The following is an 11,145-nucleotide window of genomic DNA, read 5'->3' on the forward strand; positions in this document are numbered from 1 at the left end:
TCGAGGCTAGTGGTGCGGCAGATAACTGGCGATCTCGATCAGGTTGCCGTCGGGGTCGCGGCAATAGTGTGAGGTCATCGGCCCCAATGCGCCGGTCTTGGGAACCGGGCCCTCGGTGATCTCGACCCCACACGCTCTCAGATGCTCACCAACGGCCCCCGGTCCGACGTCTGCGATGAAGCACAGATCCAGTGAACCTGGTGCGTCGACGGCGCCGGTCACCCAGTTGGCCGAACCGGTCGGCCGCACGTTGAGCTTCTGATCACCGAACACCAACGCGATACGGCCATCGCCGAACACCTCCCTGCGCATGCCCAGCACCCGCACGTAAAACGCGACGGTGGCGTCGCTGTCCCGGCAGTTCACCACGACATGGTCAATACGGTTGACGGTGAAGGTCATACCTCACGCTACTGTCGCTGGAATGTTGCGTGATATCCGCGATCTCACCGACGACCCCGAGGCGTATGCCGCCGAGCTGCGCAGGCGCTGGGGCGGCCTGCTGAGTTACCGGTACCTCGGGCGCTCCTATTCCTCGATGGACCTGGGTCCGGTCGACGACACGGTGACCTTGCGCCGCGACATGCGCAATTCGACGGGCGGCCTGTTGCTCGCGGTGCTGGGCATCTCCTCACCCGACAGCGGCGGGGTGAGCGATCGGGAGGCTGTACCCAACCCGGTGATCCATTCCTGTCAGGTCCTGGACCCGGCGCGCGATGTGAAGCGCATCCGGGTGGACACCGAGGTGCTCAAACAGGGCAGGCAACTGGCCTACAGCCGGTCGGTGATCGTCGACGCCGACCATCCGGACCGCGTCATCGCGCTCACCGAGGGACAGGGCATCTCGATCGGCACGCCACCGCAGGGCCTGGAGAGGATGCCGGTCGACCCGATCGGCATCGTCGACGGTCCGGATCTGCCGCCGCTGTGGCAGGTGTTCGGTGGGAGCGAGCGGCCCGACGGACACTGGGCGTTGCCGGAACTCGCGGTCGAGGTGGCCTCACGGGACGCCGCACTGCACATCGGTCCGCAGTTCGTGATCCTGGAGACGGCCGCCTCAGCGAGCGCAGCGGAGGCTGCAGGTACCGATGCGCTACAAGGCCTTTCGTCGCACGTGATGTTCCTGGCGCGCGGCAAGGCCGGCCCGTTCCGGGTCGACACCCAGGTACTGTCCGGCGCGGGCGGCACCATTGCGGTCAGGGCCACCCTGCACGACGAGGGTGCCGACGGCAAGGCTGTCACCGCCGCGTCATATGTCTTCGGGAGGATCCAATGAGCGACCCTGTTCTGCTGCTCGACGGCGCCAGCATGTGGTTCCGGTCGTATTTCGGTGTGCCATCGTCGATCAAGGCGCCCGATGGCCGGCCGGTGAACGCGGTACGCGGGTTCTTCGACTCCATCGCCACCCTGGTCACCCGGGAGCGACCACGCCGGCTGGTGGTCTGCCGCGACGACGACTGGCGGCCGCAATGGCGCGTCGATCTGGTGCCGTCGTACAAGGCGCACCGGGTAGATGAGCCCCAGCCCGTTGGAACCCCTGACGTCGAAGAGGTTCCCGACGATCTCACCCCGCAGGTCGACATGATCATGGATCTGCTCGACGCGTTCGGCATCGCGACCGCCGGGGCGCCCGGGTTCGAAGCCGACGACGTGCTCGGCACGCTGGCCACGCGCGAGCAGCATGATCCGGTGGTGGTGGTCAGCGGCGATCGTGACCTGCTGCAACTCGTGCGTGACGAGCCGGCGCCTGCCGTGCGGGTGCTCTACATCGGCCGCGGGCTGGCCAAGGCGACGAAGTTCGGCCCGCAGGAAGTCGCCGAGCAGTACGGGGTTCCGATCGACCGGGCCGGACCGGCGTACGCGGAGCTGGCCCTACTGCGGGGCGATCCGTCCGACGGTCTGCCCGGCGTTGCCGGGATCGGCGAGAAGACGGCCGCGACGCTGTTGGCCCGCCACGGCTCGCTGGAGGGTATCCAGGAAGCCGCCCTGGACCCGAAATCTTCACTGTCCAAAGCACATCGGGCCAAACTGCTTGCCGCCGTCGACTACATGGCCGCGGCCGAACCGGTGGTGCGGGTGGCCGTCGACGCCCCGGTGCGCCTGTCCAACACAACCGATGAGCTGCCGCTGGCCGCCAACGACCCGGTGCGGGTCGCCGAACTGGCCGCGGCATACGGGGTGACCTCGTCGATCGGTCGATTGCAGACGGCCCTGGACCGACTGCCCGGCTAGTTCGCGCCCACTCCGCGCTTTCTACACCTGGGTCGTCCGCGGCGTAGTGCAGCGACCCTGGCGTAGACAGCGGCAACCGGTACGGGCTACTTGGGCCGACCGACCTCGTAGGTGCCCTTGTCGTCCTTGAACGTCACGGTCACCTTGCGCTTGGTGCCGTCGATGGTGACCTCGCAGTCGAAGGTCGCATCCTTCTCGACCTTCGGGTTTTCGCCGTCGTTGCACTTGACGCCGGTGACCTTGGTGGCGCCGTAGCCGTTGGTCTTGTCGGTCAGGATCTGCTCGACGCCGCTCTGGGCCTTGTTGATGTCGAGCTTGGTCGTGACCGCCCAGCCGGGCAGCCAGAATGCGGTCACCGCGAGGATGATCAGCAACAGCGCCACCACGCCGCCGACAACGGCGCCGATCACCCCGAGTGAAGCCTTGGAGCCCTGGTCGGCGCCCGGAATGCCGTACTGACCGAACTGGCCGGGAGCGCCGTACTGGCCCGGTTGACCGAATTGCCCCGGCTGACCGTACTGACCCGGCTGGCCCGGTTGTCCGGGCTGACCCGGCTGGCCGTACTGGGGCTGCTGCCCGTAACCGGGCACCTGGCCGTACTGGGGCTGCTGGCCGGGCTGCGGGTACGCCTGCTGGCCGTACTGCTCAGGCCCGGGGTACTGCGGTTGCGGCGGTTGCTGGGGCTGCTGCGGCTGCGAATAATCCGGCTGCTGAACTCCCTGCGGCTGCGGCTGGTACGAGGGGTACTGCTGCGGCGTGTACGCCGGAGGCTGCCAGGCCGGAGTGTTGGTCGTGGCGTCCTCGGAAGCGGGGGTCGGCGGCTGCCATGCCTCGGCGCCCGACGCCTGGTCCGCCCCGGGCTCGGGCTGCTGACCGGGCCACTGTTGTCCCTGGTCAGATCCCTGCGGTCCGCTCATGGTTCTCCTTGATCCTGTTCGGTGTCGCCTCAGACACCCTACCCCGCATCAACAGCAACAACGCCGCGCCGAACATCGTTGACAGCGCGTTTCGCGGTATTGCGCAGGGCGGATTGCGGCGCGGCATTACGGACTTGGTCGAGCAGATCGAGCACCTGGCGGCACCACCGCACGAAATCGCCCGCCGAGAGCGCCGAACCCGACCCGGTCACATCAGAGGCGGCCAGGGCGGCGGCCAGGTCACCGGCGGTGGCCCAGCGGTAGACGGCGGTGACGAAACCTTCGTCGGGTTCGCGACTCGGGGCCAGCCGGTGCCGCTGCTCGTCGCCGCGCAGGTCCACCGACATCCGCCGGGTCTGGGCCAGCGCGCGGCGCAGGCCCGCGGTGGGAACGTCGACTCCCAGCACACCGCCTGCAGAGTCCCCGCGCGACTCGAACAACACGGCCGAGACCACCGCGGCCAGTTCGGCCGCCTGCAGGCCTTGCCACAGACCGGCACGCAGGCATTCGGCCACCAGCAGATCGCTCTCGCTGTAGATGCGGGCCAGGAGTCGGCCGGCATCGGTGACGCGTGGTTCTCCCGAGTCGGCCTCGATGAACCCACGTTCGCTGAGCAGCGACACGATCCGGTCGAAGGTGCGGGCCAGTGAGTTCGTCGCCGCGTTCACCTTCTGCTGGATCTGGGCATTGTCACGTTCGATGCGCAGATAGCGTTCGGCGATCCGGGCCTGCGAGTCACGATCCGGCAGTTGATGTGCCGGATGATCACGCACTTCGTCACGCAGGCCGGCGAGTTCGGGGTCGACGTCACGTTCCGGGGCGCCGGTGCGCCGGCCCGACCGCACCGAGGGCAACGACAGTTCGGCCGCGGCTGAAAGCAACGCCGACGCCAGGTCCCGGCGTACGCGCGGCTGCCGGTGCTCCACCCGCTTGGGTAGCGTCATCGCTCCCAGCGGCGCCGAGGCACCCGAGTAGTCGGCGGACGAAATCCGGCCGGCCCAACGATGTTCGGTCAACACGAGCGGTCTCGGGTCGTCGCTGTCGCGTAGGGCAGGCTCCAGCACAACCGCCAGTCCGCCGCGGCGCCCCTGCGTGATCGTGATGATGTCGCCGCGGCGCAACGCGGACAACGCATCGGTGGCAGCCTTGCGTCGCTGCAGGCGCGATGCCCGCGACTGCGCACGCTCGCGTTCACCGATCTTGGCCCGCAACCGGACGTAGTCGAGGATCGGCGCGTCTGTACCGCCGAGTTCGGCCGCCAGCTCGCCCATCATCCGCTCACCGCGGGCGATCCCGCGCACCAGCCCGACCACCGACCGGTCCGCCTGGTACTGGGCGAAGGAACGCTCGAGCAGTTTGTGGGCCTGCTCAGGCCCCATCTGCTGCACGAGGTTGATCGTCATGTTGTAGCTCGGCGCGAATGAGCTGCGTAACGGGAACGTTCGGGTCGAAGCCAGGCCGGCGACCTCGGCCGGTTCGGCGTTACTGTCGTCGGGCCGCCACAGCACCACGGCATGACCCTCGACGTCGATGCCGCGGCGCCCGGCCCGCCCGGTCAGCTGGGTGTACTCCCCCGGCGTCAACGGAACGTGCTGTTCGCCGTTGAACTTCACCAGACGCTCGAGCACCACGGTGCGGGCGGGCATGTTGATGCCCAGCGCCAGGGTTTCGGTGGCGAACACCGCTTTGACCAGGCCCGCGGTGAACAGTTCCTCCACGGTGTGCCGGAACACCGGCAGCATGCCGGCGTGGTGGGCGGCGAGCCCACGCAGCAGGCCTTCCCGCCATTGGTGGTAATCGAGCACGATCAGGTCGGACTCGGCCAGGTCGGCGCAGCGCCGGTCGACGATCTCCGCGATCCGGCCGCGTTCCTCGTCGGTGGTCAGCCGCAGTGGCGCACGCAGGCACTGCTGGACCGCAGCGTCGCATCCGGCCCGCGAGAACACGAAGGTGATCGCGGGCAGCAGCCCAGCGGCATCCAGGGTCGCGATGACGTCGGGCCGGCTGGGCGGCCGGTACAGCTGCGGGCGTCCGCCGCCCCGGCCCCGGCCGCGTGGTTGCCAGTCATTCAGCCGGTCGGCCTCACGCCGATGGCTGATGTGGCGCAACAGCTCCGGGTCCACGAGGGTGCTGTTGGTGCCCTCGAACAGGTCGAACAACCGCCGCCCGACCAGCATGTGCTGCGACAGCGGCACTGGCCGGTGTTCGTCGACGACGACGGTGGTGTCGCCGCGGACGGTCTGGATCCAGCCACCGAACTCCTCGGCATTGCTGACTGTGGCGGACAGGCTGACCAGCAGCACTTCCTCGGGCAGGTGCAGGATCACCTCCTCCCACACCGCACCGCGCATCCGGTCGGCCAGGAAGTGCACCTCGTCCATCACAACGTAGGAAAGCCCGTGCAGTGCAGGTGAATTCGCATACAGCATGTTGCGCAGCACTTCGGTGGTCATCACCACGATGTCGGCGTCGCCGTTGATGGACTGGTCGCCGGTCAGCAACCCGATCTTGTCCGCACCGTAGCGGGCCACCAGATCGTTGTGTTTCTGGTTGCTCAGCGCCTTGATCGGCGTGGTGTAGAAGCATTTTCCGCCGGCTGCCAGCGCCAGGTGGACGGCGAACTCGCCGACCACGGTCTTGCCCGCCCCGGTGGGCGCACAGACCAACACGCCGTGCCCGCCTTCCAGGGCGCGGCAGGAACGCAGCTGGAAATCGTCGAGCGCGAACGGATACTCGGCGGTGAACTTGGTCAGCTCACCGCCGATCTCCCCACCTGATTCAGGTGGCATCGTCGTCGATGCCGATCCGCGACGGCCCCGAAACCGGTTCTGTCACGGGTTCTGGCCGCTCGACGGGTTCGACCGTCGGGATCGGCGCGGCTTGGTCCTCGGGCACCTCCAGTGCCTCGCGCCGGGCCTTGCGCCTGTCGTTGACCCGCGCCACCTGGATGGCGAACTCCAGCAGCAGGCTGAGCGCGCAGGCCAGCGCCAGCATCGTGAACGGGTCCGACCCGGGGGTGGCGAACGCCGCGAACACGAACAACCCGAAGATCAGTCCGCGTCGCCAGGCCTTGAGCCGCTCGTAGCTGAGCATGCCGACCAGGTTGAGCATGATGATCAACAGTGGGAACTCGAAGCTGATGCCGAACACGAGCAGCAGGTTGATCAGGAACCCGAAGTACTGGTCGCCCGACAGCGCGGTGACCTGGACGTCGCTGCCGACGGTGAGCAGGAAGCCCAGCGCGGTGGCCAGCACCACGTAGGCCAGGATCGCGCCGGTGATGAACAACGCGGCGCCGACTCCGACGAACGCCATCGCGAAGCGGCGTTCTTTCTTGTACAGGCCCGGGGTGATGAACGCCCACAGCTGGTAGAGCCACACCGGGCAGGCCAGCACCAGCCCGGCCGCCAGCGCCACCTTGAGGCGCAGCATGAACTGGTCGAACGGGCCGGTGGCCAACAGGCGGCACTCGCCGTCCGGTGCGATGGTCGCGCGCGCCGAGGCGGGCAGCGCGCAGTAGGGACCGCGCAGCCATTCCCCCAGGCTGTGCAGGCCGAAGAAACCGTGGGTGTACCACAGGAAGCCGAAGATCGTCGTCAGCAGGACGGCGGCCACGGCAATCAACAGACGGTTGCGCAACTCGTGCAGGTGGTCGACCAACGACATCGTGCCGTCGGGGTTGACCCGAGAACGGCGGCGGCGGGGATCGAGTTTCTTGATGAATCCGGAGGTCACGGGCGTGTTCTAGAGGCCTGGTCGTAGACGCGACACGGCATCGCGGGGCGATGACCGCGATTGATTGCCGGACCGGTCAGGCCGTGTGGCGGTCCGGGGACTGCTCCGGGGCGGGAGCCTCGACCCGCTCGGAAGCGATCGGCTTCGCCGGCTGCGGCGCGTCGGCCGAAGACCCGGAAGAATCCGACTGCATCTCCTTGATCTCCGACTTGAAGATCCGCATCGATTTACCGAGCGACCGGGCGGCGTCCGGCAGCTTCTTGGCACCGAACAGCAGCACGAACACCGCGATAACAATGATCCAGTGCCAGGGTTGTAGACCACCCAATTTGGTTACCTCCAGACGTCGGTGCCGAGTCTACCCGCGTGCGTCGTCGGCGTCGTAAGCATGCGGCGCCACCGCGTCGTAGACACGCAGCGCCTCTCCGGCCGATTCCTGCACCCGTTGCGCAAGATCCTGTGGCGCCAACACGCGCACCGCCGAACCGAATCCGAGCAGGAAGCGCGCCATCCACTCGAGCGAGGCGTACGTCATCACGGCCTCGCACGCCCCGTCGGGCAGTTCATTGACCACCCGCAACGGGTAGTAGTCGAACATCCACGACGCGGAGGGGTCGATCAGCAGGGTTGCCGACGGCAATGACGGATCCGCGGTGTCGGGATCGAACAGCGAGGTATCGATGCCGGCCTGCACCGCCGGCGACGGCGGTGCAGCGGCATCGGCAAGACGCTCTGCCGCGACGATCCGGTCGAACCGGAACATCCGGACCGCCTCGGCGCTGCGACACCACGCCTCCAGATAGCTGTTGTCGCCGATCAGCACGACGCGGATCGGGTCCACGGTGCGCGTGGTCAGCGAATCACGTGACGCCGAGTAGTACTCCAAGGTCAGTGCACGAGCGTCACGCACGGCAGCCCGTACCGCCGCGGCCGCCCCGGTTTCCTGGGGCACGCTGTCCTCGACACCGGCGCGTTGGCTGCCCGCTGCCGATTCGATCTTGGCGATGGCGCTGCGAGCGGCCTCGGGATCGACCATCCCGGGCACGTCGACGAGCGAACGCAGGGCCACCAGGATGCCGGTGGCCTCCGTCGACGTCAGGCGCAACGGGCGATCGACACCGGCGCTGAAGGTGACTTCGACTGTGTCCCCTTCGAAGTCGAAGTCGATGAGATCGCCGGGACTGTACCCCGGAAGCCCGCACATCCACAGCTGCCGCAGATCGTCGTCGAGCTGCTTGGCCGTCACCCCCAGGGCGGCCGCAGCCGCCGAACGCGTGACCTTCGGGTTGGCCTGGAAATACGGCACCATGTTGAGCATCCGGACCAACCGGGTGGAAACCTGACTCATGACCGCTCTGCCTGTGCCCGCAACCGGCTCACCACGTCGTCGCGCAATGACTGTGGTTCCAGCGCTACGGCGTCGACACCGTAGCCGGCGATCTCACGGGCCAGCCGGTCCAACATTCCGATGTCGACGGTGATCTCCTCCCCGGCGCGCCCGCCCAGCGTGCGCGGCACGGTCTCGATCGCCTGGCGGCGCAGCGCGGTGGCGCGCCCGCCGGCGATCCACACCCTGGCCTGTTCACCGGTCGGTAGTTCGGCCACCGCACGGGCCACGATGTCACGCAGATTAACCTCTTCGGGCTTGGCCACCGCGCCGGCCGGCCCAACCGTGCTCACGTCGGGATCGATGCGTGAAAGACGAAAGGTCCGGGTGTCGTCGCGGTCAAGGTCATGTCCGACCAGATACCACCGGCCACGATGGGTGACGACGCCCCAGGGCTCGACGTTGCGGCTGGTGTGCTCGGCATTGCGCGAGGCGCGGTGCCGGAACCGCACCACATGCCCGGAATCGATCGCCGACAACAGGATTCGCAACACCTCTTCAGAACCGCGCAACCCGGGCAGCGTCGCAGTCGACGCGATGGCGACACCGGCCCCGTCGGCATCGACGTCCACGCCCGCGGCACGCAGCTTCAGGAGTGCCCCCTGCGTGGCAGTGATCAACTCGGGCGACTGCCACAACTGAGTGGCCACCGCGACCGCCGCCGCCTCATCGCCCGTCAACTGGACCGCGGGCAGCGCATACGCCTCACGGTTGATGCGGTAGCCCTCGGTCGGGTCGAACTTGGAAACCCGCCCGGTCTCCAACGGGATTCCGAGGTCGCGCAGTTCGTTCTTGTCGCGCTCGAACATCCGGGAGAACGCCTCATCGGTGGGACTGTCCTCATAGCCCTGGACGATGTTGCGGATCTTGTCGGCCGGCAGGAACCGATCGCTGGACAACAACGCGATGACAAGATTTATCAACCGCTCGACTTTGGATACCGCCACGAGATGAAAGCTTAAAGCTCACATGCTGGCGATCAGGCGCTTGACCCGCTCGTCGACCGATCGGAACGGATCCTTGCACAGCACGGTGCGCTGAGCCTGGTCGTTGAGCTTGAGGTGCACCCAGTCCACGGTGAAGTCCCGCCCGGCTTCCTGTGCCGCACTGATGAACTCGCCGCGCAGTTTGGCCCGCGTGGTCTGCGGCGGGGTGTTGACCGCGGCGTCGATCTCCTCGTCGGTGGTGATCCGGGCGGCCAGGCCTTTGCGCTGCAACAGGTCGAACACCCCACGACCGCGCTTGATGTCGTGGTAGGCGAGGTCGAGCTGGCTGATCTTCGGATCGGACAGCTCCATGCTGTAGCGATCCTGGTAACGCTGGAACAGCTTGCGCTTGATCACCCAGTCGATCTCGGTGTCGACCTTGGCGAAATCCTGGCTCTCGACCGCGTCGAGCTGGCGGCCCCACAGATCGACCACCTGCTCGATCTGGGTGCTCGGCTCGCGCGTCTGCAGGTATTCGACGGCCCGGCTGTAGTACTCGCGCTGGATGTCCAGGGCACTGGCCTGCCGGCCGCCGGCCAGGCGCACCGGACGGCGCCCGGTCAGGTCGTGGCTGACCTCACGGATGGCCCGGATCGGGTTGTCCAGGGAGAAATCCCGGAACGGGACGCCGGCCTCGATCATCTCCAGCACCAGCGAGGCGGTGCCCACCTTGAGCATGGTGGTGGCCTCGCACATGTTGGAGTCGCCGACGATGACGTGCAGCCGGCGGTACTTCTCGGCGTCGGCGTGCGGCTCGTCGCGGGTGTTGATGATCGGCCGCGAGCGGGTGGTGGCGCTGGAGACGCCCTCCCAGATGTGCTCGGCCCGCTGGCTCAGGCAGAAGGTCGCGGCCTTCGGCGTCTGCAACACCTTGCCCGCTCCGCAGATGAGCTGGCGGGTGACCAGGAACGGCAGCAGCACGTCGGAGATCCGGGAGAACTCACCGGCCCGCACGATCAGGTAGTTCTCGTGGCAGCCGTAGGAGTTGCCCGCCGAATCGGTGTTGTTCTTGAACAGGTAGATGTCGCCGCCGATGCCCTCGTCGGCGAGCCGCTGCTCGGCATCGATCAGCAGGTCCTCCAGGACGCGCTCGCCGGCGCGGTCGTGGGTGACGAGCTGGGTCAGGTTGTCGCACTCGGCGGTCGCATACTCCGGGTGGCTGCCCACGTCCAGATACAACCGGGCGCCGTTGCGGAGGAACACGTTGGAACTGCGGCCCCACGACACGACCCGCCGGAACAGGTAACGGGCAACCTCGTCGGGGCTGAGCCGGCGATGGCCATGGAAGGTGCAGGTCACACCGAATTCCGTCTCGATGCCCATGATTCGTCGCTGCACGCTAACGAGCTTACGGGGTGGTTCACCGCAACGGTGGAGAAGCTCGCGGTGACGGTGCGGCAAAATCTGGATATCGCGACTCCGAACGTGGCCGCTCGTGCGATCAGCCGCGCGCCAAGATCGCCAAGAACAGCTCGGCCCGCACCCGGGCGACCCCGAGATCACAACCCAGCAACCCCTCGGCGATTTCGATCCGCTTGCGCATCGTGTGCCGGTGCACGCCGATGGCCGCCGCGGCGGCCTCCCACTGGCCGTTGGCCTCCAGGAACGCCCGCAGCGCCGCCATCAGCCCGGATCCGTGCTGCGCGTCGTAATCGGCCACCGGAGTCAACACTGACGCCCCGAGCGCAATCAGCACCTCACGGCTGGGCCCGGAGGACAACAGCGCACTGCCCGCCAACGCGGCGAATTCCAGCGGGTAACAGCCGCGCTCTGCCACCGACGCGGCCAGCCGGGCATCGTCGACGGCCTGCATCAACCGAGCCAGCGGCTGCGTACCGCTACGTCATGGGTGCTGCGCAACGGGGCCGGCAACCGCGCCCGGGTGAGC

10 protein-coding genes and 1 pseudogene are annotated in these 11,145 nt (G+C 67.7%); 2 read left to right on the top strand and 9 right to left on the bottom strand.

Translation table 11 applies throughout. The features are described 5' to 3' along the window. Positions 1-6 precede the first annotated feature (6 nt). Positions 7-402 carry a VOC family protein gene (locus tag AB0I14_RS16205; RefSeq protein WP_358023152.1) on the bottom strand — a complete coding sequence of 132 codons (396 nt, stop codon included), beginning with the start codon at positions 400-402 and terminating at the stop codon, positions 7-9. 22 nt (positions 403-424) lie between these two features. On the opposite strand from AB0I14_RS16205, the gene AB0I14_RS16210 reads away from it, so the two are divergent. Continuing rightward, positions 425-1,276 carry a hypothetical protein gene (locus AB0I14_RS16210; RefSeq protein WP_358023155.1) on the top strand — a complete coding sequence of 284 codons (852 nt, stop codon included), beginning with the start codon at positions 425-427 and terminating at the stop codon, positions 1,274-1,276. Further along, positions 1,273-2,232, top strand: a complete 960-nt coding sequence (locus AB0I14_RS16215; RefSeq protein WP_358023157.1) for a 5'-3' exonuclease — start codon at positions 1,273-1,275, stop codon at positions 2,230-2,232. Before AB0I14_RS16210 ends, AB0I14_RS16215 begins: the two co-directional genes overlap by 4 nt. An 86-nt stretch (positions 2,233-2,318) precedes the next feature. Here AB0I14_RS16215 and AB0I14_RS16220 read toward each other — a convergent pair whose 3' ends face one another. The 8 genes and pseudogenes from AB0I14_RS16220 to AB0I14_RS16255 form a co-directional block, all read right to left on the bottom strand. Beyond that, on the bottom strand, positions 2,319-3,149 hold the full coding sequence (locus AB0I14_RS16220) for a DUF4333 domain-containing protein (protein WP_358023160.1): 831 nt from the start codon (positions 3,147-3,149) through the stop codon (positions 2,319-2,321). 38 nt (positions 3,150-3,187) lie between these two features. Continuing rightward, on the bottom strand, positions 3,188-5,938 hold the full coding sequence (locus AB0I14_RS16225; RefSeq protein WP_358023163.1) for an RNA helicase: 2,751 nt from the start codon (positions 5,936-5,938) through the stop codon (positions 3,188-3,190). Next, positions 5,928-6,884 (bottom strand): twin-arginine translocase subunit TatC, encoded by a 957-nt coding sequence (gene tatC / locus AB0I14_RS16230; RefSeq protein ID WP_358023166.1) that lies wholly within the window; start codon positions 6,882-6,884, stop codon positions 5,928-5,930. The genes AB0I14_RS16225 and tatC overlap by 11 nt, the downstream gene beginning before the upstream one ends. 76 nt (positions 6,885-6,960) lie before the next feature. Continuing rightward, complete coding sequence (tatA, locus tag AB0I14_RS16235) at positions 6,961-7,212, bottom strand: Sec-independent protein translocase subunit TatA (protein WP_166904870.1); 252 nt, start codon at positions 7,210-7,212, stop codon at positions 6,961-6,963. A 30-nt stretch (positions 7,213-7,242) separates the two neighbouring features. Next, positions 7,243-8,232 carry a YafY family protein gene (locus tag AB0I14_RS16240; protein WP_358023169.1) on the bottom strand — a complete coding sequence of 330 codons (990 nt, stop codon included), beginning with the start codon at positions 8,230-8,232 and terminating at the stop codon, positions 7,243-7,245. Then, positions 8,229-9,218, bottom strand: coding sequence for a YafY family protein (locus AB0I14_RS16245; RefSeq protein ID WP_358023172.1), 990 nt, complete (start codon positions 9,216-9,218; stop codon positions 8,229-8,231). Before AB0I14_RS16245 ends, AB0I14_RS16240 begins: the two co-directional genes overlap by 4 nt. A gap of 18 nt (positions 9,219-9,236) precedes the next feature. Further along, positions 9,237-10,595, bottom strand: a complete 1,359-nt coding sequence (pafA, locus tag AB0I14_RS16250) for a Pup--protein ligase (protein ID WP_135455556.1) — start codon at positions 10,593-10,595, stop codon at positions 9,237-9,239. Between the two features lie 103 nt (positions 10,596-10,698). Then, positions 10,699-11,097 (bottom strand): annotated as a pseudogene (locus AB0I14_RS16255) (helix-turn-helix domain-containing protein); the annotation flags it as partial. Positions 11,098-11,145 lie beyond the last annotated feature (48 nt).

The sequence above is a fragment of the Mycobacterium sp. NPDC050441 genome, assembly GCF_040655355.1.
Taxonomy (GTDB): domain Bacteria; phylum Actinomycetota; class Actinomycetes; order Mycobacteriales; family Mycobacteriaceae; genus Mycobacterium.

Coding starts and splice junctions, on each gene's coding strand:
- AB0I14_RS16205 (WP_358023152.1), bottom strand. CDS start 402: ATGACCTTCACCGTCAACCGTATTGACCATGTCGTGGTGAACTGCCGG.
- AB0I14_RS16210 (WP_358023155.1), top strand. CDS start 425: ATGTTGCGTGATATCCGCGATCTCACCGACGACCCCGAGGCGTATGCC.
- AB0I14_RS16215 (WP_358023157.1), top strand. CDS start 1,273: ATGAGCGACCCTGTTCTGCTGCTCGACGGCGCCAGCATGTGGTTCCGG.
- AB0I14_RS16220 (WP_358023160.1), bottom strand. CDS start 3,149: ATGAGCGGACCGCAGGGATCTGACCAGGGACAACAGTGGCCCGGTCAG.
- AB0I14_RS16225 (WP_358023163.1), bottom strand. CDS start 5,938: ATGCCACCTGAATCAGGTGGGGAGATCGGCGGTGAGCTGACCAAGTTC.
- AB0I14_RS16240 (WP_358023169.1), bottom strand. CDS start 8,232: ATGAGTCAGGTTTCCACCCGGTTGGTCCGGATGCTCAACATGGTGCCG.